Here is a 23,076-nt window from a genome sequence, read left to right as displayed (position 1 = left end):
AGGATTTGATGAAAAAACCAATGTCACTATTGGATAGGGTACTGTTCGCTGGATTAATATTTGCCGGCGGGGGATTTGATGCGTATACCTATATCGTACATGATGGTGTTTTCGCTGGTATGCAAACCGGAAATTTAATTATATTAGGTATTGATATGGGCCAAATGAAATGGGGGGCCATATTCGATCATCTGATTCCAATTTTTGCTTTTATGATTGGTATTATTATAACTAGAAATCTGCAACATCGATTTAAAGAAGAAGATTCAATTAATAAACGACAACGATTTGTTATCGGTATTGAGACGATCCTTTTAATTATTGTTGCATTTATTCCAAGAAATTGGCCAGCACAGTTATCTACAGGAATCATTTCAATGGTTGCAGCAGCTCAACTTCAAGAATTTAGACAAATCAACGGAGGACCTTTTACGTCATTTATGATGACGGGTAATTTGAGGACAATGGCTGAAAGTTTTTATGACGGAATTGTTAAAGGTAATATAATCGCAATGGCTAAAGGTTGGCGGATGTTGGGTGTCGTCTTAGCATTTCTTTTTGGCGCAATTTCTATGGGTGCTATGGTACCGATAATGGGAACTAAAACGATATTATTAGCTGCATTTTTCTTGTTATGTTCATTGATTGGGCTACAATTAAATCCAGAAAAAAGATTATAAAATAAAGGGGTTAAGACAATGACAGAAATTAAAAAGAATCCAAAAGTTGATTTACACTTAGAAAAAGCAACACAATGGAAAGAAGAAATGACACAGTTAAGAGAACTTGCACTCGAAACGGGACTGACTGAAGAATTTAAATGGGGCAAACCTTGTTATACACTAAATGGTAAAAATATTGTCTTAATTCAAGGATTTAAAGAGTATATGGCATTACTTTTCTTAAAAGGAACTCTGATTGATGATGGTAAGGGTATTTTAGTTCCAACGGGCGAACATACTGAGGTTGGTCGCCAAATTAGATTTCATAGCTTAAAAGATGTTACTGATTTAAAAGTAGAGATAAGTGATTACATTCAACAAGCAATTAATGCAGAAAAGGCTGGGTTAAAGGTTCCTAAGGGTAAACCAACTGAATTAGTGTTGCCAGTGGAATTCCAGAAAAAAATGAATGAAATGCCAGAATTGGAAGAATTTTTTGAAACGTTAACGCTTGGACGTCAAAAAACGTATGCACGTTATTTTGCAGATGCTAAAAAAACAGAAACGCGTGAGGCTAGAATTATTAAATATATTCCGAAAATTCTTGATGGTAAAGGACTTAACGATTAGACAGCAAAACAGCGACCAGATTTTATCTGATCGCTGTTTTTTTAATTATATTAATCTAATTTCTTTTTTAATTCTGTAACGATTTCAGCATGTTTAGCTTCAGTCAATTTAATTTTTGACATAAAGATAAGAGCAGCAACAATTATTAAGGCCATTGGAACGAAGAACATGTACATTCTGAATTGTAGTAAACCACTGTTTGTAATATCGCTTGGTTTAGCACTACCTGTCATACCAGCTTGGATTGCGGCAAAACCAACAACACCATTAGCGAAGGCACCAGCTAATTTATCCAACAAAGGACGAACTGCTAAAGTAACAGATTCATTACGTGTTCCACTCTTTAATTGACCGTATTCAACACTATCCGTAATTGTCATCAATGCTGCTAAGAAAACAAGTGGATATGGGAAGAAGAATAAGCCAACAGCAATTAAGACAACAACAAGGTTAGTACCAGCAAATAGGAAGAGAATGTAACCCAATAGCATGACAGCGATTCCGCCAAGGTAGATAGCACGACGATGAACCAATGCAACTAAAGTTGGGAACAATGAAACTGAAATAATTCCTAAGACTGCTGTTAGAACACCAACAGTAGTAAATGCAGCTGCACTACCTAAAACATAATTGAAGTAGTAAATCAAAAGTGAATTTGTAATAACATAACTAAAAGCGAAAAGGAAATATGATAATGATAACCACATTAACTGATCATTTTTACCGATAACTTTGAAAACATCACGGAAACGAACTTTTTCAGTATTTTCACGAATTGCATTTTTTTCAATCTTAGTTCCTAAAATAGTTGCTAAAGCACCTAAGAATGAAACCAAACCGATAACAATAGCAAAACCTAACCAACCTGCTTTTGTTTGTGTATTACCAGTTGTACCTGAGAACATTTTTGAAAAGAAGACAACGATTGGGACGATAACGATAATAACACCTTGAGCACCTAATGTTGAACCAAAACGAGCAATTGTTCCAAATTTAGTCCGTTTTTCTGATTCGACACTTAGAGCTGGTAACATTGACCAGAATGAAATATCTTTAAATGAATAGAAACTATCTAGAATGATATAAACAATGGCAAAAAGAATTAAGTAAAGATAAGGATTGCTTGTAGCTAAACCACCAAAATCAGTGAAAATAAGGATTAATCCAATTGAACTGACAATTGAACCGATTAGTAACCATGGTTTAAAGTTCCCCCAACGAGTACGAGTATTATCAATAACGCCACCAATTAAAGGATCAAAAAAGATCTCAACAATTCGAATAACAACCATCATAGTTGTGACGTAACCAATCATTTTAGCGTTGAAACCAGCATCCTTTGTAACGAATAATTGACTTGTAATAAAAATCATAAAATAAGTGCTAAGTGTTGCATAAAAGGCATCATGTCCAAATGCACCAAAGGCATATGAAGCATATTGTTTAAAATCTTTAGAATTTTTCATTAGTTTAATTCCTTTCGAGTGTAGTTAAAATTAGTTATATCTGTGTTCGATAATCTTATCTAAAATTGCTTGACGTTGTTTTTCTTTAGCAGAACCTAATTGGTTTTCTTCTAAAGAATTAAAATCATTAACTAACAAAACTGATTCAAGGTATAACGTCAATTGACGTTTAATATATATCTTGTTATCTTCATTTGTTTGCTTAGGATTTCCGGCAATAATTGCAGCTGCAAATCGTTCGGCATCAATCGTTAATTTATTTGTATCCATTCTAATGACCTCTTCCTATATAATAGATTTTTGGTAAAAGAAATTGTTATTCATAATAGCAAAACATAAAAATAATAAACGTGAAAACGCATTCTTTTAGTTAACAACTACATTTTACTAAACTTTTACTAAAATGTAAACGTTTTATTTTAGATGTATATTATTTAGACTAAAGTAACTTTTTAGTACCCTTACGTATTTATTGTAGAAAGAATTTATATGAGTTTAGAATCTAATAAATAAAAGTTATGCTTAATTGATATAATTAGAAAGCAAGTCATATCGGTCACGATAATTTTATACAGCGAAGTAGTGTGTCGCTAATAATCTATAACTTTAAAGTGAAATATGATTACTTTAGAAGGGGGGAATTAAAAAACATGATTAATGGTAGGTACCAATGTTGAAAATACAAATGATTTAATAATAGTTAATATAAAAATAACTATTGACAAAGAGTTTTAAAAATAATATATTATGTATGTGGTAGTAACCACTTGGGGGAAAAGTAATGTTAAACGGTAATTATGAGCGTCCACTCTATGATCAATTAGTAGATACGCTAAAAGAAGAAATTGAAAAGAATCTAAAGGTGAATGATAAATTACCGTCTGAACGTGATTTATCTATTGCTTACGATATGAGTCGTACGACTGTCCGAACAGCACTAAATGAGTTAGAACTAATGGGTTATGTATATCGCCAACATGGTAAAGGAACATTTGTGTCGAATATCGCTAAAATTAAGACTGATTTAGGGGGAACGTTTAGTTTTACAGAACAAATGGTTTCCCTTGATAAAGAACCGAGTAGTAAAATAATTAGCTTTGATGTTATTAGTGCTAATGAGTTTATTGCTCAAGGTTTAAAAGTTGAAGTTGGTACCAAGGTAATTAAATTAAAACGATTAAGACTTGCATCAGATGAACCAATGATGTTAGAGAGAACTTACTTACCGTATGCTAAATTTCCCTCTTTAACTGTGGAGACATTAAATAAGCAAGCGATGTATGTCATTTTTTTAGATGATTATAACCAGATTGTAAAAACGGCTGATGAATCTTTAACAGCAGGTGTTATGGCAGGCAATGATGCAACTTTATTAAATTTTTATGAAGGTGCACCTGTTCTTAAATTAGAGCGAACGACGTATAACACAAAAAATGAAGTAATTGAATTTACGTTGAGTATTGCGAGGGGTGATAAATTTACTTATCATATTCGACACAATAAATAAGGGAGGATAATTATATGATTGGTATGGTAGTAGCTGGACATGGGAACTTTGCAACTGGAATGGGATCAAATATTGAACTTATTGCCGGACAACAAGAAAATTTTATTCTTTGTGATTTTATACAAGGAATGACCGCGGAAGATTTAAGCGGCGACTATATGAAAGCGCTTAACAAATTAAACGGCTTAGATGGAATAGTTTTCTTTACTGATATTCCTGGAGGAACACCATTTAATGAAGCAGTTAAAATAAAATTACTGCATAATAATGTAAGCGTTTTAACAGGATCGAATATACCGATGTTATTAGATATGTTATTTAACCGGGATTTGAACATGAGCGCGTTTATGGAGAAAGCACTGGATGCTGGTAAAAAAGGTATTATGCAATTTGAAACAAAAAAAAGAGTAGAAATAGATGATAATGGCATCTAAAGGAGAGCTTAATATGTTTGAGAAGAATGAAAAAGAGTTGGAAATAATGGGCGCAAATATTACAACAGGTGAAATTAAACAACAACCTGAACTTTGGACTGAGGCATTTAATAATTTTAGTGAAAAGTCAGACGAAATAAAGACATTTTTAAAATCAGTTAAATCTACCTCGAACGGGTTGATTCGGGTCATTTTTACAGGAGCAGGAACATCCGCTTATGTTGGTGATACTGTAACACCATACTTAAGTAACCACGGGGATCGTGCAAATTATCAGTTTGAAAGTATTCCAACAACCGATATCGTATCTGCACCATATGATTATTTAGTACCAGATGCTACGACTATTTTAGTTTCGTTTGCTAGGAGTGGTAATAGTCCTGAAAGTGTTGCCGCTGTTGAAATTTCAAGAAAAATAATTAAAAATTTATATCAAATTACAATTACTTGTGCTCCGGAAGGGAAACTTGCTGTTGGTACAAAAGATGACGAACGTAATTTGTTATTGATGATGCCTGCGCTGTCTAATGATAAGGGATTTGCAATGACTGGATCATACAGTTGTATGTCACTCTCAGCGTTATTAATTTTTGATACAACACGTAAGGATATTAAAGAAAAATATGTTGAGACTATTATTGCAATGGGTCATGAAGTGATTAAACGTGAAGCTGAAATAAAAGCTGTTATTGATATGGAATTTGATCGGGTTGTCTATCTTGGGTCCGGAAGTTTATCGGGATTAACAAGAGAGGCACAGTTGAAAATTCTTGAACTAACGGCAGGTAAGCTAACAACAATGTTTGATTCTTCAATGGGGTTCCGACATGGACCTAAATCGTTCGTCAACGAGAAAACATTAGTTTTTGTATTTGTTAACAATCAAGAATATACACGTCAATACGATATTGATATTTTAGAAGAAGTGAGTGGAGATAAAATTGCCGCTAAAGTAATTGGGATTGATATTGAGGGACAGAATAACTTTAGTGGTGATCGTTTCACATTTGAATCAGGAGATGCCCTTTTACCAGAAGGATATCTGGCTCTTGCTGATGTTATGTATGCGCAAACTATTTCATTATTAAGTTCAGTAAAAGTGGGAAACACACCAGATACACCTTCACCAAGCGGTACCGTAAATCGTGTAGTTAAAGGTGTAACTTTACATGCCTATAAATAAAAATTTCAAGGAGGAATTTATTATGACAACACCAAACATTTTACTTGCAAGAATTGATAACAGACTTGTTCATGGACAGGTTGGTATGACATGGGTTAATACGATTGACGCTAATCTAGTTGTAGTTGCGAATGATGAGGTTTCTAAAGATGATGTACAGCAAAGTTTAATGGAGATGGTTATTCCTGAAACTGTTGGAATCCGCTTTTTCGATATTAAAAAAACGATTCGTATTATTGGTAAAGCCTCGGATAAACAAAAAATATTATTAGTTGTTCGTACGCCAGAAGACATGGCTAAAATTATTGAAGGAGGTGTCCCAATTAAGAAAGTAAATATTGGTAATTTACATTTTTCAGAAGGGAAGAAACAATTATCGGCAACTATCTCAGTCGATGATACCGATGTTCAAGCATTCAATAAAATGCATGATTTGGGTGTTGAACTAGAGGTTCAAGGTATTCCGAATGAAAAGGCATCAGATATGATGCGCTTACTGAAAGAATATTAAAAACGTAAATATAATAATAAAAAGGAGGAAATTTATATGTTAGTACAAGCGTTATTAATTGGACTATGGGCTGGTATTGCCGGTATCGATATGTATAGTGGTTTAACACATATTCATAGACCAATCGTTACTGGTGCAGTAGTTGGTCTAATATTAGGAGATTTTCAAACCGGCTTAATTGTTGGTGGTACATTAGAATTAGTTTGGGCTGGAATGGTTCCACTTGCTGGAGCACAGCCACCTAATGTTGTTATTGGTGGAATTATGGGAACCGCATTTGCAATTATTGCTCATCAAACACCAACATTAGCAGTTGGTATTGCCGTACCATTTGCAGTTGCCGTACAAGGTTTAGTTACATTACTATTTACAGCTTACTCACCAGTTATGCATAAAATGGATGAATACGCGATGGAAGGTAATGATAAGAAAATTGATCGATTGAACTACATGGGTCCGCTAATCTTGTTTGTTTTCTACTTCATTATGGCGTTCTTACCAATCTTCCTCGGTGCAAGTAAAGCGCAAGGAATGGTTGAAGCCGTTCCTGCATGGATCTTAACAGGATTAAGTACGGCCGGTGGTATTATGCCAGCTGTTGGATTTGCCATGTTGTTAAAAATTATGTGGAAGACAGCGTACGCACCATTCTTCGCAATTGGATTTGTTGTTGCAGCATATGGTAACTTACCAATCTTAGGAGTCGCAATCATTGGTATTTCAATCGCTGCTTATGATTTCTTTATTGGTGGAGCAAAATCTGATAATGGTGGAAAAAAAGTAGCAACCGTAACAGTTAATGAAGAGGAGGACTATAGTGATGGCATCTAAAAAGAAATTTGATCGCAATGATGTTGTGATCCCAGATACTTATAACGATCCTACTGTTGAAAAGGTAATTACAAAAAAAGATTTAAACAAAATGGTTTGGCGTTCACTACTTTTACAGGCTTCATTTAATTATGAACGTATGCAAGGTGGTGGGTGGACTTATAGTTTAATTCCTGGATTGAAAAAAATTCATAAAGATAAAGAAGATTTCTCATATGCAATGCTTGATCATTTACAATTTTTTAATACACATCCATTTTTAGTAACATTTGTTCAAGGTGTTATTTTAGCAATGGAAGAAAATAAAGAAAATAGATCAACTATTCGTGGTATCAAAGTAGCAATGATGGGACCTTTAGGTGGTATTGGGGATGCGATGTTCTGGTTAACGTTGCTACCTATTACAGCCGGAGTTGGGGTTTCATTATCAATGAATGGAAATCCACTTGGACCGATCTTATTCCTTGTTGTCTTTAATGCAGTGCATTTTGGGTTACTATTCTGGTTAATGAATTATGGGTATAGAACTGGTACTCGTGCTATTTCGAGTATGAAGGAAAATACAAAAAAAATATCACGTGCTGCGTCGATAGTTGGATTAACTGTTGTTGGAGCCTTGGTTGCAACATACGTTAACTTTAAATTTGGTGTTGTGATTCATGCTGGGAAAATTGATATTGATTTACAAAAAGGTGTTATTGATAAAGTGATGCCGGCATTATTACCGCTTCTTTATACATTCTTCTGTTACTGGATGTTGAAAAAAGGTAAATCTCCATTGATGTTGATTGGGCTCACAGTAGTTGTTGGCTTAGTAGGTGCATTCTTCAAGTTATTCTAGAAGAGGCCTGCGGAACTAGACTATGGATAATGGGCTAGTTTCTTTTTAACAAAAATAATATAGGAGGCATTACTGGTGGAAATATATTATATTCATGCAGATAAGTTTTTCTTGAAAAACACGGTTGAAAATGAAGGGTACTTGGCAATTATTGATGGTAAATTTGGTGATTATCAACAAGAAAAACCTGATGGTGATATCAAAGAATATACGGGTAAATGGATTGCACCAGGGCTTGTAGATACACATGTCCATGGTTTAAAGGGATATGATGTGATGGATAACGATTTTGAGGGCGCAAAAATGATGTCTGAAGGTTTATTAGAATGTGGCGTTACTTCATTTCTGCCGACAACATTGACGGCAGCTCCAGAAACGTTGAACGAAGTTATTTCTGACTTTGGTAAGCGTCATGGTGAAGTACGTGGTGCAAAAATACAGGGTATCTTTTTTGAGGGTCCATTTTTTACTGAAAAACACAAAGGTGCGCAAAATCCTAAATACTTTTTAGATCCAAGTATAGATATTTTTGAGCATTGGCAAAAATTAGCGCATGGACTTATTCGAAAAATTGCGATTGCACCTGAGCGAAAGGGTGTTAAAGAATTTACTGAGGCCTTAACTAAACAAGGGGTCAAAGTAGCATTGGGGCATAGTGATGCTACGTTTGATCAAGCTAAATCTGCAGTAGAATCTGGTGCATCTATTTTCGTTCATACGTATAACGGAATGAGCCCACTTAATCATAGAGAGCCAGGGATGGTTGGCGCAGCAATGTCATTAAGTAGTGTCTATGATGAACTAATTTGTGATGGTCAACATGTTAATCCGGCATCTGCTAAAATTTTAATTAACGTTAAAGGAGCAGACCACATTGTATTAGTAACTGATTGTATGCGTGCTGGTGCAATGCCTGATGGAAATTATACATTAGGTGAGTTCCCAGTTGTTGTTAAAGATGGCGCCGCAAGGTTAGAGTCAGGAAGTTTAGCTGGTAGTGTCTTAAAATTAATGGAAGCAGTTAAAAATGTTGTTGATTGGAATATTTCTACTCCTGAAGAAGCAATCCAAATGGCTAGTTATGTGCCCGCTAGAAGCGTTGGAATTGATGATAAGTGCGGAAGTATTGCGGCAGGTAGAGATGCTGACTTCATTGTTTTAGATCATGATTTAAATTTTGAGGAAACATATTTAAATGGTACTTTAAAATATAAAAAATGATATTAACTGATTCTTTATTAAGAGCTAGTCGGAGTAAACGGTATTTATGATTGTTAAGTTATTTTTAATTGGTATGTAAAAAATGAAATTTTAAAAACCTTTTCATATTCTTCAAAGATAGAATTATAAGTGGATGAGAGAAGTAAAAAAATAATAAAGGACGGAATAAAAATGACACCAAATAAATTGGCAGGACTTAAAGCACTTTCAAATGAAAAAGGCGTAATTGCAGCATTAGCAATTGATCAACGAGGATCTTTAAAAAAAATGTTGGCAGCAGCAGCAAATAAGCCAGCAAATGAAGAAGATATCGTTGAATTTAAAAAAGTAATTTCATCAGAATTAACACCATACGCTTCAGCAATATTACTTGATCCAGAATATGGTCTTCCAGCAGCAAAGGTCCGTAATGCAAGTACTGGATTACTAGTTGCATACGAAAAAACGGGTTATGATGTTACTACCCCAGGTCGCTTACCTGACTTATTACCAGATTGGTCAGTTCGTCGTCTTAAAGAAGAGGGCGCTGACGCTATTAAATTCTTACTTTATTATGATATAGACGAAAATGCTGAGATTAATAATATGAAACATGCATATATGGAGCGTCTTGGTTCAGAATGTGCTGCAGAAGATATGCCATTATTTTTAGAATTGGTTTCTTATGATGCAACTAATGACGATGTTAAAGGTTCAGAGTATGCTAAAGTAAAACCTCATAAAGTTATTGAAATGATGAAAGAATTTTCTAAACCTGAATATAAAGTAGATGTACTTAAAGTAGAAGTGCCAGTCAATATGGATTATGTGGAAGGGTTTAACGACGATAATGAGGTGGTATATTCTAAGACAGAAGCATTAGATATATTTAAAGAACAAAGTGATGCAACCAAATTACCATTTATTTTCTTAAGTGGTGGTGTATCGGCACAATTATTCCAAGATACTTTAGTATTTGCTCATGAAGCAAAATCAACATTTAATGGTGTACTTTGTGGACGTGCAACATGGAGCAAAGGTATCGAACCATTTGCTAAAGATGGTGAAGAAAAAGGTAAAGAATGGATGAACACAGTTGGTAAAAAGAATATTGAAGATTTAAATGTCGTTCTTGAAAGTACTGCTACATCGTGGTTTGATAAGGTATTAAAATAGTAAAATAAAGAGGCTAAACGTCATGTTTAGCCTCTTTATTTTTAATGATTTAGTAATGAAAAAAAGTAGAAGTGAAATAAATTTATTTGCTAGCTTTCTTTGTTCGAATTGCATAAGAATCTAAAAGTATACGGCTCATTACCTGTAATGGTAAACGAGATTTAACTTCAAATTCAGGGAAATATGAAATTTCAGATTTAAATCCGATAAACACGGAATCTGAATATTTAATAAGTGGACTTAATTTGTTGGTTGTTAATACAATAATATCGGCTCCATTTTTATACGTATTTTTAGCACCTTCAAGGAGTTCTGCAGTAGTTCCGTTCAATGAAATAATAATTAAAATATTATTATATGTAATCCTGTGACTAATTTGTTTAATAATATTGGGATCCGTAAAACTGACACAATTTTTATTTAATAATTCAAATTTTGTTAGCATTTCAATTGCAATTAATTCAGAAAAACCCCTTGAGAAAATGTATATTTTTTTTGAACGTTTAATTTTTTGAACTGTTTTTTCTATGGTATTAACGTCAAGCATACGTAGTGTGTTATTAAGTTCATGTTCATTCTTCATAATGACTTGTTGGATATCGTGATCCATATTCTGAATATTCTTATATTTTTTTTCTTTTTCTTTAGTAATTATAGATTGTTTAAAATCCATATAACCGCTGTAGCCTTTTTTTTTGAGCGTTCGTACGACTGTAGCGGTTGATACATGAGCTAAATCGCTAAGGTTGGTTATTGTTAATATCGGAATATCTTCTAGGTTATCTTGAATGACTTGCCAAAGAATCTTTTCGGAGTTACTAAGAGACATTACTGGTCACCTCACCTTGATTGTTTGTTTATTTTCAATTGTAGCATACAAAATCATATATTGAAAACCTTTTCATTTCTGTCAGATGTAGTATTGGTAGGTAGAAGAAAGGGGTAAAAATTATGATATATACATGTACATTGAATCCAGCTATTGATCTTTTTATCCAAACCGATGAAATGAAAAAAAATATTGTTAATAGAACGGAAAATTATGAAATACAAGCGAATGGTAAAGGAGTTAATGTTAGTTTTATTCTAAAAAAGAAAGGCGTAGAAAGTACTGCTATTGGAGTTGGTGGAGGATTTACTAATGCGTATATTGAGTCTGAGTTGGCAAGGTGCAATATAAAAACTGATTTTGTACATATCGATGCTAATACACGAATTAATGTTTTTACAAGAGTAATTCAGCAAGATACGGAGTATAAATTAGTAAATAAAGGTCCACATGTTAGTGATGATGAAATAAATCAGTTCATGGATAAGATTCAAAATTTAGATGAAAAGGATACATTAGTTGTATCTGGTAGTTTATCTGACGGAATCTCTGAAGAAATTTTAATTAGTATCGCAAAGCAGGCGCAGGAAAAAGGATATAAGCTAGTTTTGGATACTAGTTATCAAACCGTACTGGATACATTGAAATATAATCCTTATATTTTAAAACCAAATGATGAAGAATTAATGAGTTGGTTTGGCGTAGAACATAAACTATCTCAACATGAATTGATAACTTATTCAAAAGAATTAATTAAATTGGGTGCACAAAATATTTTATTATCATTGGGTGGCGGTGGTGCAATGTTTATAAATAAAGAGGTTGTGTTATATGGAACTGTCCCTAAAGGAACCGTTGTTAACACGGCTGGGGCCGGCGACACCATGTTGGGAACTTTTTTAGCAGGGGTAGCGATAGGGGACAAAAAAATAGAAGAAGTATTTAGAGAAAGTATAGCAGCCGCGAGTTCAACGGCATTTTCAAAAGGGTTAACAGATTTTTCGAATGTAAAAGAGCTGACTAAGCAGGTAAAAATATCTAATATTAAGGAGGAATTAAGATGACAAAATATAAAATAATTGCAGCTACTGGATGTCCAACAGGAATTGCGCATACATACATGGCGCAAGAGGCCTTAGAACAAGCCGCTAAAAAAAGAGGTATATCAATTAAAGTTGAAACTCATGGTCAAAGTGGTATAGAAAATGCGTTTTCACAACAAGAAATTGATGATGCTGATGGTGTAATAATTGCGTCAGATAAAGATGTAGATATTGATCGATTCGATGGTAAAAAAATGATAAATGTGTCAGTTACGAAAGGTATGAAAGAGGCAGATGTATTAATTGATCAAATATTGACAGATGATAATTTACCTACCTATCATCGAAAAGGAGCAAAAATTTCATCGAATGAAGAAACAGTAAATTTATCTGGCTCATTTTGGCACAAAATGTATGTGTACGTGATGAATGGAGTGTCACATATGTTACCAATAGTAGTTGCTGGGGGAGTGTTAACAGCCGTATCATTTTTTTGGGGAATTAATTCAGCAGACATAAAAAGCCCTCAATATAACGATATAGCACATTTATTGAACACTATTGGCGGATTTGCAATGAATCTTATGGTTCCAATTCTATGTGCCTATATAGCTGAGGCTATTGGTAAAAGACCTGGATTGATAGTTGGATTTGTAACGGGAATGATAGCATATACAAATGGAACGGGATTTTTAGGTGGAATAATTGGTGGATTTTTAGCAGGGTATACGATTTTAATATTACAGTTCTTATTAAAAAAACTACCTAAATCATTAGATGGACTGAAAGCCATTTTTATTTTACCTGTAATTGGAGTATTTTTATCAGGCTCTATTATTTGGTATCTATCAGTTCCAATGGCAACAATTAATGAAGGAATGATGACGTTTTTAAAGGGTTTAGAAAATTCAAGTCCCATTCTATTAGGATTAGTTGTTGGAATTATGTGTGCTTCAGATATGGGTGGGCCAATTAATAAAGCAGCATATTTAACCGGAACAGCTCTTTTAGCACAGGGAAATTATTTCTTTATGGCAGGAGTTTCTGCAGCGTGTATTGCGCCACCATTGGCAACAGGGTTTGCTGTACTGTTCAACAAAAAAGCATACTCAGATAAAGAGCGCAGCGCAGGTTACGTTAACTTTTTATTAGGATCAACTCATATTACAGAAGGTGCAATTCCATTTGCGGCAAAGAATCCGCTACTAAATATTCCTGCATTTATGGTTGGTTCTTCGATTGCTGCGATTTTAACCTATGTAACTAGAATTAGTGTACCGGCTCCACATGGTGGATTTATTGTATTACCGTTAGTGAATAAACCATTACTGTGGGTATTATGGATTATTATTGGATCACTTGTATCTGCTGTCTTACTAGCCGCTATTGCTGGTCGCCAAGCTAAAAAAAATAATAGTTTAGTGATGAATGTAGGTAGTAATACCAACTTTGAACAAGAGCAAGATAATGATATAAAAATGAATGAAAATGAATTCGATAATATATTGAAAAGAAAAAACATTGAATTGAACGTAGCCGTTTCTGATAAAGAAGAACTCTTACATTTTTTAGCAAATTTTGCTAAAAAATTAGGATATACGAATAATGAAAGTTATATTTTAAATAAGTATAAGATTCGTGAGTCTGAGGGAACGACAGGGATGGAAAAAGGCATTGCGATACCTCATGCACAGGATGAATCGATTAATAAATCAGCAATGCTAATTGTTAAATTACGTGAGCCTATTGAATGGGAAACATTTGATAATCAGCCAGTAGATACAGTTATCTCATTTCTAATTCCAGAAAAAGATGATGGAAAGCATTTACAGTATTTATCAAATACATCGAAATTACTTGTCCATGACTCATTTGTGGAAGAATTAAAAAAATCGAATACAGTTGATGATATATACAACCTATTTAAAGAAAATATTAATAAGTAGATAAAATTGAGCTACAAAGCTACGTATATACTAAAAAAGTACAAGTGTTTAATGATAAGCGAAAATTCATTCTAAGTAAACAAGTTCAAATTTTGTTGACTATTAGAATGGATTTTTTTAGTTCGCCTTTTATTTAGCTAGTCCATAGCTAGTATCAATATAAGAATAAACAGTGTCTAAATTATTTTGGCCATTTAATAAAATTGAAACCCAGTGTTTTTTATTCATATGGTACCCTGGAAAAATTTGATTTTTGTCTATTTTATTGATGAGCAGGTCAGGATCCATTCGAATATTAAGTATTTCAACTAATTTCTCGGAATCCAAGCCTATTTTAGTTGCTGGAATTTTCATTAAAGCGGCATACCATTTTTTAGAATCTGATCGACGTAAAACAGCGTCATTTGGAAACTGTTTCCAGAGGAATTCTAGATTGGTCTGATAATGTTCTTGTACATAATTAATGATAGATTGTGAATCAGCAGTTTGGAATACTGGAGTAGTTTCAAAACAACTAGCAACAATTAAATCCAGTTGTTCAATCACTGATTTTCTGATTGAACTGACAAATGATCCTGTTGCAGACTGATTTTTATAAAGTGTATATTCTTCTTTAGTTAGAGCATCAATAATAGTAGTATTAATTTTTTCAGAGGGGGAAATTGAGACGGTTAGTATAAATTGATTATTAAGAATTGAAACTTGATAATTATAGATTTCTTCTGCTGTTTTTGTAAAACCATATGGAATCAATGAATCTACCTTTAGTTTCAAATGACTAAATGAATTATAAGCAAAAAAGTCTGTTAGCATAGTGCATCTCCTTTTATAAATTATATAAACAATTAACAGTAGCATACCTTATATTTCTAATTTTAGACTTTAAAGGACTAATTATATAGTATAAAATAGAAAAATTAATATAGACTATTTTATCTAGGAATAAATTGAGTTAAACTGTACTATTATGATTCATTTAACTAGGAGATTTAATCATGCAAAAGACGTTGATTGCGGCAATTATTGTTATTAATTTTATATTTATCTGTTATTTTATGCGTGATTTAATGAGACATAAATCAGACTTCATGAAAGAACCGGCCAGTTCAGTATGGACACCAATATCGCAGATTGTTATTTTTTTCTTTTCTACTTTTGGAATTTCAGATTTTGCCATATCAACAGCAATATACCAGAAAGCTAATTGGGTTTCTATGAAAAAATTACCAGGTACGTTAAATGCGCAAGATGTTATTCCAATATTTGTCATGTCGCTGGCGTATATTACAAGTATCAATGTTGGTACTAAGACGTTACTAGTCTGTATTATTTGCCAAGTGCTGGGTGCTTATATTGGTCCGAGATTTGTTGTTAGATTACCTGAAAATAGTATTAGATCATTTGTTATCGTTGGATTACTTGTTGCAACCGCGTTAATCATCGCTGGTAAATTAGGCCTAATCACTGCTAGTGGGACCGCTACCGAACTATTTGGCTGGAAATTAGTTGTAACAGGATTTTTATTATTTATTTATGGCGCATTAAATAATATTGGAATAGGCTCATTTTCATTAACAATGGCAACTGTCTATGCGATGGGAATGGATCCGATTGCTGCATTTCCAATTATGATGGGGGGATGTGCATTTTCTTTACCAATAGGAAGTATGCAATTTATAAAACTCAATCAATATTCTAGAAAAATAACCTTATTTTCTGTTTTTGGTATTATAGGTGTTTTAGTTGCGGTACTTTTAGTTAAGAATATTAATACAAGTGTGATTCAATGGATTGTTATTGTAGTATTATTGTATTCTGCATACAGCCTATATATAGGTAATAAAGAAGCTAAACTAATCAGAGATAAAAATAAATAAGCAAGCATATTTTAATTGAAAATGGCTAATCTGATATATACTTATAAAAAGTAAGCATATTAGTGGAGGTAGCAAAAATGAAAAGTATAGAAAAAGAAACAACGGTAAGTGAATTAATGGATAAAATTAAAGATGGAAAGTATATCCTATTTTTTTCTGCAACATGGTGCCCAGATTGTGCTTTTATTAAACCTGAAATGCCTAATATTGAATCAGAATATACTGAATACACATTCTTAGCTGTCGATCGAGATGAAAATATGGACTTAGCTGTTGAGTTAAGTGTCTTCGGTATTCCAAGTTTTATTGCATATGAAAATGGTAAAGAAACAGGACGTTTAGTTAATAAAAATCGTAAAACGAAACAAGAAGTAGAAACATTTATTAATAGTATTCCTGCGTAATTAAAAAGATTAGTTAGTATGAATAATCTGCTTTGAATTAAAAATACCCATCGAGTAAACAAGGTTTTACAGTAACTTGTTTACTCGATGGGTATTTTTAATTATTTATTTTTATCAAACACTAAGTGCGTTTATCAGAGCATCTGCTGAATGTTCAATACTTTCTTTTGTTAACGATTGATCAAAAAGAAGATAACCAAGTACAATACCACCTATAGTTGACCAAATAACCTTAAGAATTTCGAGATTATCCCAACTGACAATTAGTTTTTTTTCTTTTAGTGTATCAATAGTTGAATTGAGTGCCGTCCAGTATGGGGCGGGAATATTTTCTAATAACTGTTTAACAACCGATTTATCATAAAGTAGTTCAGAAATGAAAATTTTAAGAACTTTAGCATTTTCTTGCAAAAAAATAATTCTATTTTTTAACAAAGGACGAATTAATGAATCCAAAGTTAAATTTGAATGATCAATGGACTCGTCTAATAAGTCGTGCATTGCAGAAGGTAAGATGGATTTAATGACAGGGGCAATAATGGCGTTAAGTAAGCCTTGTTTATTGTTATATTTACTAAAAATATTACCTTCAGCCACGCCAGCTTTTTTTGCAATTTCTTTTGTACTTGTATTTGCATAGCCTTTTTCTGAGAATAATTCAATTGCGGCGATTAAAATTTGTTTTTGTTTATCTGTTATATCTCTAAATAAATCCGAGTTGGCATATAATTTTAATTCAGAATTTTTAATAATATTCACCATCCTATTTATAGCCCTATTATGACACAATTGATAGCGATGACAAAAGACAAACTTATTATTTTGATAGTTTATATTTAAAAGTTAGGGTTGACTAAACTTGTGGATAGGTTATAATCGTATTTGTAATTGATTGAGTGCTCACTCAAAAAGAAAAGAGGAATATGATTATGTTTAAAAATAAATTTTTAGGTTTCGCCATTTTAGTTTCGGTATTACTTACATTTATTATGGTGGTGATGCAAATCCCATCTGTAAAATCAGAGCTCAAAGATGTACCTGTTGCCATTGTTAATGAAGATAGTGGTAAGCAAGGTAACAAAATCGTTGAAAATCTAACTAGAAGCAAAAATAAGGCGTTAGATTGGCATATCGTTAAGAGTGATAAGGCACTTAAGAGTGCAATGGATAAACAACATTATTATGCGGCTATTGTAATTCCAAAAGATTTCTCGGCATCAATTGGAAAATTAGCTGATCCAACAACAAAAGATGTTACAAATGTAACTGTTGTAACAAATGAAGCAAAAAATGCTACATTGTCAACGACTTTAGGTTCGACACTATCAACAATAGTTACAAAAATTGGTGGTGGTATTTCAGCCGGAATTTTAACAAATATGGCAAAAGCCAATATGAGTGTCCCCGCTGTGACTGCATTGAAGTTAAATAACCCAATCACTGTAAAAACAACCGTTAGACATTCAACCGCTGGATTAACATCAGCGAATAGTTCGTTCTTCCAACCCGTCTGGATTGCAAGCATGGTTATTAGTTTATTATTATTCTACGCTGGAGATTCAAGAGAATTTAAATCAATGAAACACAAGTTTTCATTTAAATCATCATTCATTATCTCAGCTGTAGCACTTGCAATTTTAACTGGATTTGCAACAGCTACGTATGCGACATGGATTTTAGGATTTGATTTTACACATTTTATAACAATTGCATCGTTCTTATCATTTACAAGTTTTGCTTTTATAATGTTATTCTCAGGGGTATTGACATGGATTGGTTTCCCAGGGGTAATTATATTTGTCCTCTTACTATTTTTCTCAATTCCTTTATTGGCAATGGCACAACCATTAGTACCTCAATTCTACCAAGATTGGGTTCTTCCATGGTTACCAATGCGTTTCTTGTATGATGGTGCTCGCAGCATTCTTTATTATGGAGCATCTTTCTGGAACAGTTCTACAATGGGCCTAACTTATGTCTTAGCAATCGGTAGTGTCTTGTTTTTTGCCGAAGGATTATCACCCAAACATCGTAAAGTTGAAAAAGAAATTAACGATAAAATTAAAGAGATGGAAGTTAAATAGAATTCTTTAAATGAATCTTGAAATAAATTAAAAACCTCAGGGTAATCACCTTTTTAAGTGATTGCCCTGAGGTTTTTAATTTATTAATTATGGTTTTATTTTTGTCCACTTTGAATAAAAAAGTTAGCATGTTTATAGTTATAAATAGTTTGAGAAAGATCAAAAGGTTCACCGCTTACTGTATAAAAAAGTTCATCAATATAGAGTCCAGGCGAATTTTCTGGTAGTTCTAAAAGGGTTGATTCTGTCTTTTTAAGGGTGTCTGTACGTAAATATTTATCGGAGAAACCTATTTTTAATTTTAAAACTTCTTTCAAGTAATTAAAAATAGACTCACTGATTATTTCGCGATTAAGATAAGGAACAAGTTTTTTTCGATAGTAGGATCTCTCAATACAGAGAACTTGATTATCGATGTAACGAATTCTTTTTATTAAATAAACTTCCTCACCCGGAGCACAATTTAATTCCCTGGCTACATCAGCATTGGGTAGTTCAACTTTTAAATCAATCACTTTTGTAGATAATTTACTGTTTTCTAAATCTTTTGTAAAGCCCATGTTCGTCATTAGAGCGATGTAACCGTCTCTTTTTTGACGACGAACAAAAATTCCGCTACCTTGTACTTGATAAATAATACCCTTATCTTCTAAAGTTGTGAGAGCTTTAACGAGTGTCGTCTTACTGACGGCATATTTGGCAATAAGTTCATTTAGACTAGGGAGTTGCGTCCCTTGATTCAAATTTTTATTTTTAATTGCAAGCTCAATTTGATCAGCAATTTCTTGATACTTTAACATTTCATGCCTCCATTAAAATAATGTATCCTTTATTGTATAACATTGTTCCCGCCTTGTACATCTAGATGAAAAGGGTTACAAAAAAAGTGTTGACTTATTGTGCACGTACAATTAAAATATACATATACAAAGATTTGTAAGGGTTTACAATTTTTTTCTATTTATTCGTTTTTATCTGAGGAGGAGAAAAATATGGCAAGTAAGGTTAGAGATTATACAAAATTAGCTACAGATATTTTAGAAGCAATTGGTGGAGAAAAAAATTTAGCAGGAGCAACGCATTGTGCGACACGGTTACGACTAGTGCTACATGAGGTTCCTTCAGATGCTAAAGAAAAAATATCAGCAATGGCAGGCGTTATCACTGTTGTTGAAAGTGGTGGACAATTCCAAGTAGTTATTGGACCACATGTTGCGGATGTTTATGATGCATTCTCAGCAATGATTGATAGTTCAGAAGTAGAGGAAGTAGAAGCACCAAAAACAAGTATAATGAATCGAGTTATTGCAACAATGTCTGCGGTTTTTGCCCCATTCGTTTACATATTGGCCGCGGCAGGTATTATTCAAGGGAGTTTAATTCTAATTACTTTAGCTATGCCAAATTTTCCTAAAAGTGGTACATATCAAGTTTTAAGCTTTATTTCTTGGGCACCATTTACGTTCTTACCAATATTTATTGCCATAACGGCAGCTAAACATTTTAAAACAAACAGTTTAATCGCTGTTGCATGTTGTGCTGCATTAGTTAGTCCCACATGGGCAGAGATGGCTGGAACTATTGCTAGCGGTACAAGTATTAACTTTATGGGTATTCCATTATCTCAAACAGTTTATACATCATCAGTATTGCCACCATTATTTTTAGTTTGGATTCTTTCTTATCTTGAAAGATTCTTGAGTAAAAAGATACCTGACATTATTAAAGAACTTGCTGTTCCATTATTATGTCTATTAATTATGGTTCCTTTAACAATCTTAATTATTGGACCACTTTCATCTCTTGGAGCTGAAGGAATCGCAAAAGGATATAATTATTTAGTTAAAGTTGCACCACCTTTAGCAGGTGTTATTATTGGTGGTTTCTGGCAAGTACTTGTTATTTTTGGTATCCATTGGGGTGTTACGCCAATGGTTATGGCCAATTTCAAAATGAATGGAATGGACTCATTTCAGGCTTTTCAAACAATTGCAGTGGTCGCACAAGTTGGTGCTGTTTTAGGTGTATTTATTAAGTCTAAGAACAGAGAATTAAAAAATATATCTCTTTCAGCATTTATTACAGGATTATTTGGGATTACAGAACCAGCAATTTATGGTGTGACATTAAGATTTAAAAAACCATTTATCTTTGGTTGTATTTCAGGAGCGTTTGGTGCATTAATTACAAGTTTCTTTAATTCATATTATTTTGCTTATGCTGGACTACCAAGTTTATTAACCATTGTAAATGCAATTAGTCCTAAATACCCACACTCATTTATTGGTATGGTTGTTGGATGTATTGTAGCAATTGTGGGTTCAGTTCTACTTGTTCAAATTTTTGGTACGGGTGAAACAGTTAGTGAAGTCGCAACAATGGAAGCACAGTTAGATGATGCACCAGCTAAGGTCGCACCAGTTATGAGTACGCCAGTAATAAATGCACCAGGCGTTGTTAATAGCCCTGTAACAGGGAAAGTAATTGCGTTAACAGAAGTAGAGGATGAAGTATTTTCATCTGGTGCAATGGGCAAAGGTGTTGCTGTAAATCCAACGGATAATAAAATATATGCACCATTTGATGGTCAGGTTGTCATGACTACAGAGACACAACATGCGATTGGATTAAAATCTGTAGATGGTGTAGAAGTTTTAATTCATATTGGAATGGATATCGTTGAATTAAAAGGAAAATATTTTGCAACACAAGTTAAAAATCATGATTATGTAAAAATGGGTGATTTACTTGTTGAATTTGATCAAGAGAAGATAAAAGAATCAGGATTTTCAGTAGTAACACCTGTAATTGTGACTAATTCAGATGATTACGAAGATGTTATTGCGTATACGCAAAATGAAATTCACCATGGAGAACCAATAATGGAATTAATTCCAAAAGGAGAAAAATAAAATGTCTAAATTACCGAAGGATTTTTTGTGGGGTGGCGCTTTGGCTGCTCATCAGTTTGAAGGCGGCTGGAATGTTGATGGAAAAGGGCCAAGTGTTATTGATGTGATGACTGCAGGAGCAAATGGTGTTCCGCGGGAAATTACGGAAACTATTGAAACAGATAAATTTTATCCGAATCATGATGCAATTGATTTTTATCATCATTACAAAGAAGATATTCAATTTTTCTCTGAAATGGGATTGAAGTGCTTACGAACATCAATCGCGTGGTCACGTATTTTCCCAATGGGAGATGAAAGCGAACCAAATGAAGCGGGATTACAATTTTATGATGATGTTTTTGATGAATTATTAAAAAAAGGTATTCAACCAGTGATTACCCTATCGCATTTTGAAATGCCACTCCATTTAGCTAAAGAATATGGTGGTTTTAGAAATCGTAAATTAATTGATTTTTTTGAAAATTTTGCTACGGTTTGCTTTAAACGTTATCAATCTAAAGTAAAATATTGGATGACATTTAATGAAATTAATAATCAAATGGATACAAATAACCCCATCTTTTTGTGGACTAATTCTGGAGTTATTGTGAACGATGGTGAAAATCCCAAAGAAATTATGTATCGAGTTGCACATAACGAACTCTTGGCTAGCGCTAAGGCGGTTATTGCTGGTAAAAAAATTAATTCTGATTTTGAAATAGGATGCATGGTATCACACGTACCAATTTATCCTTATTCATGTGATCCGGAAGATATCATGGCTGCTGAAGAGGCAATGCATCAACGCTTCTTTTTCCCAGATGTTCATGTTCGTGGAGAATACCCACGTTATGCACTAAAAGAGTTTGAACGTCACAATTATGATGTTGGGATTCAAGAAGGCGATATGGAGATATTGAAAAAAGGGACAGTTGATTATCTAGGATTCAGTTACTATATGTCAACAGTTGTTAAAGCAGATGCTGAAGCAGATCATTTAGGTGATGTTGTGAATGGTGGACTACCTAATGGGGTTCCTAATCCGTATATTAAATCTAGTGACTGGGGCTGGGCAATTGATCCCGATGGTTTACGATATACGTTAAATCGATTATATGATCGCTATCAGTTACCGTTATTTATTGTTGAAAATGGTTTTGGCGCGATTGACAAGCTTGAAGATAATCATGAAATTCATGATCCTGAACGTGTAAGTTATCTAAAAGAACATATTGAAGCAATCGAAAAAGCAGTTGATTATGATGGTGTTGAAGTCTTAGGATATACACCATGGGGTGTTATTGATTTAGTATCATTTACAACTGGTGAGATGAAAAAGCGTTATGGTATGATTTATGTTGATCGTGATAATGAGGGCAATGGATCGATGAAACGTTATAAAAAAGACTCATTTACTTGGTATAAAAATGTAATTGAAACAAATGGAGAAAGTCTTTAAAAGTTATTATAGAAAGAAAAAGCATCTCATTTATTAATAAATGAGATGCTTTTTGATTAATAAAAAAACAAATGACAACCGGTTGACATAAAAATATAA

General features: G+C 33.3%; 23 protein-coding genes. 17 read left to right on the top strand and 6 right to left on the bottom strand.

All coding sequences use genetic code 11. The features are described 5' to 3' along the window. Positions 1–8: 8 nt before the first annotated feature. Positions 9–680 carry a YoaK family protein gene (locus tag AC1RPX_RS01170; protein ID WP_481761039.1) on the top strand — a complete coding sequence of 224 codons (672 nt, stop codon included), beginning with the start codon at positions 9–11 and terminating at the stop codon, positions 678–680. Positions 681–698: 18 nt separating this feature from the next. Continuing rightward, positions 699–1,292, top strand: a complete 594-nt coding sequence (locus tag AC1RPX_RS01165; RefSeq protein WP_481761038.1) for a YdeI/OmpD-associated family protein — start codon at positions 699–701, stop codon at positions 1,290–1,292. 50 nt (positions 1,293–1,342) lie between these two features. On the opposite strand, the gene AC1RPX_RS01160 is transcribed toward AC1RPX_RS01165, so the two are convergent. Then, positions 1,343–2,758: a glycoside-pentoside-hexuronide (GPH):cation symporter gene (locus tag AC1RPX_RS01160; protein ID WP_481761037.1), complete on the bottom strand. Its 1,416-nt coding sequence runs from the start codon at positions 2,756–2,758 to the stop codon at positions 1,343–1,345. Between the two features lie 30 nt (positions 2,759–2,788). After that, a complete protein-coding gene (locus AC1RPX_RS01155; protein ID WP_409021786.1) occupies positions 2,789–3,028 on the bottom strand; it encodes a hypothetical protein in 240 nt (79 codons plus the stop codon). Between the two features lie 511 nt (positions 3,029–3,539). On the opposite strand from AC1RPX_RS01155, the gene AC1RPX_RS01150 reads away from it, so the two are divergent. The 8 genes from AC1RPX_RS01150 to lacD all read left to right on the top strand — a co-directional run bounded on the left by AC1RPX_RS01150 (position 3,540) and on the right by lacD (position 10,441). Then, positions 3,540–4,265 carry a GntR family transcriptional regulator gene (locus AC1RPX_RS01150; protein ID WP_481761036.1) on the top strand — a complete coding sequence of 242 codons (726 nt, stop codon included), beginning with the start codon at positions 3,540–3,542 and terminating at the stop codon, positions 4,263–4,265. 14 nt (positions 4,266–4,279) lie between these two features. After that, positions 4,280–4,699 carry a PTS galactosamine/N-acetylgalactosamine transporter subunit IIA gene (gene agaF / locus AC1RPX_RS01145; protein ID WP_481761035.1) on the top strand — a complete coding sequence of 140 codons (420 nt, stop codon included), beginning with the start codon at positions 4,280–4,282 and terminating at the stop codon, positions 4,697–4,699. A gap of 13 nt (positions 4,700–4,712) precedes the next feature. Next, positions 4,713–5,882: an AgaS family sugar isomerase gene (locus tag AC1RPX_RS01140; protein ID WP_481761034.1), complete on the top strand. Its 1,170-nt coding sequence runs from the start codon at positions 4,713–4,715 to the stop codon at positions 5,880–5,882. 22 nt (positions 5,883–5,904) lie between these two features. Continuing rightward, positions 5,905–6,393, top strand: coding sequence for a PTS N-acetylgalactosamine transporter subunit IIB (gene agaV, locus AC1RPX_RS01135; protein WP_481761033.1), 489 nt, complete (start codon positions 5,905–5,907; stop codon positions 6,391–6,393). Between the two features lie 36 nt (positions 6,394–6,429). Further along, the gene (agaW, locus tag AC1RPX_RS01130; protein ID WP_481761032.1) at positions 6,430–7,224 is read left to right on the top strand and encodes a PTS N-acetylgalactosamine transporter subunit IIC; all 795 of its coding nucleotides are present in this window, start codon (positions 6,430–6,432) and stop codon (positions 7,222–7,224) included. After that, positions 7,214–8,065 carry a PTS system mannose/fructose/sorbose family transporter subunit IID gene (locus tag AC1RPX_RS01125; protein WP_481761031.1) on the top strand — a complete coding sequence of 284 codons (852 nt, stop codon included), beginning with the start codon at positions 7,214–7,216 and terminating at the stop codon, positions 8,063–8,065. The genes agaW and AC1RPX_RS01125 overlap by 11 nt, the downstream gene beginning before the upstream one ends. A 75-nt stretch (positions 8,066–8,140) precedes the next feature. Beyond that, positions 8,141–9,286, top strand: coding sequence for an N-acetylglucosamine-6-phosphate deacetylase (gene nagA / locus AC1RPX_RS01120; protein ID WP_481761030.1), 1,146 nt, complete (start codon positions 8,141–8,143; stop codon positions 9,284–9,286). A gap of 171 nt (positions 9,287–9,457) precedes the next feature. After that, positions 9,458–10,441, top strand: a complete 984-nt coding sequence (lacD, locus tag AC1RPX_RS01115) for a tagatose-bisphosphate aldolase (protein WP_481761029.1) — start codon at positions 9,458–9,460, stop codon at positions 10,439–10,441. A gap of 82 nt (positions 10,442–10,523) precedes the next feature. On the opposite strand, the gene AC1RPX_RS01110 is transcribed toward lacD, so the two are convergent. Beyond that, complete coding sequence (locus tag AC1RPX_RS01110) at positions 10,524–11,270, bottom strand: MurR/RpiR family transcriptional regulator (protein ID WP_481761028.1); 747 nt, start codon at positions 11,268–11,270, stop codon at positions 10,524–10,526. 122 nt (positions 11,271–11,392) lie between these two features. Here AC1RPX_RS01110 and pfkB point away from each other — a divergent pair, with 122 nt between their 5' ends. After that, entirely contained in the window at positions 11,393–12,334 is a 942-nt protein-coding gene (gene pfkB, locus AC1RPX_RS01105) for a 1-phosphofructokinase (protein WP_481761027.1), read from the top strand. After that, positions 12,331–14,259, top strand: coding sequence for a fructose-specific PTS transporter subunit EIIC (locus AC1RPX_RS01100; protein WP_481761026.1), 1,929 nt, complete (start codon positions 12,331–12,333; stop codon positions 14,257–14,259). The genes pfkB and AC1RPX_RS01100 overlap by 4 nt, the downstream gene beginning before the upstream one ends. Positions 14,260–14,388: 129 nt before the next feature. On the opposite strand, the gene AC1RPX_RS01095 is transcribed toward AC1RPX_RS01100, so the two are convergent. Next, the gene (locus tag AC1RPX_RS01095; protein ID WP_481761025.1) at positions 14,389–15,072 is read right to left on the bottom strand and encodes an MmcQ/YjbR family DNA-binding protein; all 684 of its coding nucleotides are present in this window, start codon (positions 15,070–15,072) and stop codon (positions 14,389–14,391) included. A 182-nt stretch (positions 15,073–15,254) separates the two neighbouring features. Here AC1RPX_RS01095 and AC1RPX_RS01090 point away from each other — a divergent pair, with 182 nt between their 5' ends. Together AC1RPX_RS01090 and AC1RPX_RS01085 are read left to right on the top strand one after the other, a co-directional pair. After that, entirely contained in the window at positions 15,255–16,136 is an 882-nt protein-coding gene (locus tag AC1RPX_RS01090; protein WP_481761024.1) for a sulfite exporter TauE/SafE family protein, read from the top strand. Between the two features lie 77 nt (positions 16,137–16,213). Further along, positions 16,214–16,540: a thioredoxin family protein gene (locus AC1RPX_RS01085; RefSeq protein WP_481761023.1), complete on the top strand. Its 327-nt coding sequence runs from the start codon at positions 16,214–16,216 to the stop codon at positions 16,538–16,540. Between the two features lie 114 nt (positions 16,541–16,654). On the opposite strand, the gene AC1RPX_RS01080 is transcribed toward AC1RPX_RS01085, so the two are convergent. Continuing rightward, positions 16,655–17,302: a TetR/AcrR family transcriptional regulator gene (locus tag AC1RPX_RS01080; RefSeq protein WP_481761022.1), complete on the bottom strand. Its 648-nt coding sequence runs from the start codon at positions 17,300–17,302 to the stop codon at positions 16,655–16,657. A 167-nt stretch (positions 17,303–17,469) separates the two neighbouring features. On the opposite strand from AC1RPX_RS01080, the gene AC1RPX_RS01075 reads away from it, so the two are divergent. Beyond that, positions 17,470–18,624: a YhgE/Pip domain-containing protein gene (locus AC1RPX_RS01075; protein WP_481761021.1), complete on the top strand. Its 1,155-nt coding sequence runs from the start codon at positions 17,470–17,472 to the stop codon at positions 18,622–18,624. A gap of 95 nt (positions 18,625–18,719) precedes the next feature. Here AC1RPX_RS01075 and AC1RPX_RS01070 read toward each other — a convergent pair whose 3' ends face one another. Then, positions 18,720–19,424: a GntR family transcriptional regulator gene (locus AC1RPX_RS01070; protein WP_481761020.1), complete on the bottom strand. Its 705-nt coding sequence runs from the start codon at positions 19,422–19,424 to the stop codon at positions 18,720–18,722. Between the two features lie 192 nt (positions 19,425–19,616). Between AC1RPX_RS01070 and AC1RPX_RS01065 the strand changes: the two genes are divergently transcribed. Continuing rightward, positions 19,617–21,536, top strand: a complete 1,920-nt coding sequence (locus AC1RPX_RS01065; protein ID WP_481761019.1) for a beta-glucoside-specific PTS transporter subunit IIABC — start codon at positions 19,617–19,619, stop codon at positions 21,534–21,536. Between the two features lies 1 nt (position 21,537). Next, a complete protein-coding gene (locus AC1RPX_RS01060) occupies positions 21,538–22,977 on the top strand; it encodes a 6-phospho-beta-glucosidase (protein WP_481761018.1) in 1,440 nt (479 codons plus the stop codon). Positions 22,978–23,076 lie beyond the last annotated feature (99 nt).

It is taken from the genome of Dellaglioa sp. CoH-56-MRSF-14 (assembly GCF_056782115.1).
This window is presented reverse-complemented; position numbering and strand designations above follow the sequence as displayed.

Excerpts from the sequence above, each read along its gene's own strand:
- agaV (WP_481761033.1), top strand. The coding sequence starts at position 5,905 with ATGACAACACCAAACATTTTACTTGCAAGAATTGATAACAGACTTGTT.
- agaF (WP_481761035.1), top strand. The coding sequence starts at position 4,280 with ATGATTGGTATGGTAGTAGCTGGACATGGGAACTTTGCAACTGGAATG.
- AC1RPX_RS01140 (WP_481761034.1), top strand. The coding sequence starts at position 4,713 with ATGTTTGAGAAGAATGAAAAAGAGTTGGAAATAATGGGCGCAAATATT.
- AC1RPX_RS01160 (WP_481761037.1), bottom strand. The coding sequence starts at position 2,758 with ATGAAAAATTCTAAAGATTTTAAACAATATGCTTCATATGCCTTTGGT.
- AC1RPX_RS01095 (WP_481761025.1), bottom strand. The coding sequence starts at position 15,072 with ATGCTAACAGACTTTTTTGCTTATAATTCATTTAGTCATTTGAAACTA.
- lacD (WP_481761029.1), top strand. The coding sequence starts at position 9,458 with ATGACACCAAATAAATTGGCAGGACTTAAAGCACTTTCAAATGAAAAA.
- AC1RPX_RS01100 (WP_481761026.1), top strand. The coding sequence starts at position 12,331 with ATGACAAAATATAAAATAATTGCAGCTACTGGATGTCCAACAGGAATT.
- AC1RPX_RS01060 (WP_481761018.1), top strand. The coding sequence starts at position 21,538 with ATGTCTAAATTACCGAAGGATTTTTTGTGGGGTGGCGCTTTGGCTGCT.
- AC1RPX_RS01125 (WP_481761031.1), top strand. The coding sequence starts at position 7,214 with ATGGCATCTAAAAAGAAATTTGATCGCAATGATGTTGTGATCCCAGAT.
- AC1RPX_RS01165 (WP_481761038.1), top strand. The coding sequence starts at position 699 with ATGACAGAAATTAAAAAGAATCCAAAAGTTGATTTACACTTAGAAAAA.
- AC1RPX_RS01090 (WP_481761024.1), top strand. The coding sequence starts at position 15,255 with ATGCAAAAGACGTTGATTGCGGCAATTATTGTTATTAATTTTATATTT.
- agaW (WP_481761032.1), top strand. The coding sequence starts at position 6,430 with ATGTTAGTACAAGCGTTATTAATTGGACTATGGGCTGGTATTGCCGGT.
- AC1RPX_RS01110 (WP_481761028.1), bottom strand. The coding sequence starts at position 11,270 with ATGTCTCTTAGTAACTCCGAAAAGATTCTTTGGCAAGTCATTCAAGAT.
- AC1RPX_RS01085 (WP_481761023.1), top strand. The coding sequence starts at position 16,214 with ATGAAAAGTATAGAAAAAGAAACAACGGTAAGTGAATTAATGGATAAA.
- AC1RPX_RS01070 (WP_481761020.1), bottom strand. The coding sequence starts at position 19,424 with ATGTTAAAGTATCAAGAAATTGCTGATCAAATTGAGCTTGCAATTAAA.
- pfkB (WP_481761027.1), top strand. The coding sequence starts at position 11,393 with ATGATATATACATGTACATTGAATCCAGCTATTGATCTTTTTATCCAA.
- AC1RPX_RS01155 (WP_409021786.1), bottom strand. The coding sequence starts at position 3,028 with ATGGATACAAATAAATTAACGATTGATGCCGAACGATTTGCAGCTGCA.
- AC1RPX_RS01065 (WP_481761019.1), top strand. The coding sequence starts at position 19,617 with ATGGCAAGTAAGGTTAGAGATTATACAAAATTAGCTACAGATATTTTA.
- AC1RPX_RS01170 (WP_481761039.1), top strand. The coding sequence starts at position 9 with ATGAAAAAACCAATGTCACTATTGGATAGGGTACTGTTCGCTGGATTA.
- AC1RPX_RS01150 (WP_481761036.1), top strand. The coding sequence starts at position 3,540 with ATGTTAAACGGTAATTATGAGCGTCCACTCTATGATCAATTAGTAGAT.
- AC1RPX_RS01080 (WP_481761022.1), bottom strand. The coding sequence starts at position 17,302 with ATGGTGAATATTATTAAAAATTCTGAATTAAAATTATATGCCAACTCG.
- AC1RPX_RS01075 (WP_481761021.1), top strand. The coding sequence starts at position 17,470 with ATGTTTAAAAATAAATTTTTAGGTTTCGCCATTTTAGTTTCGGTATTA.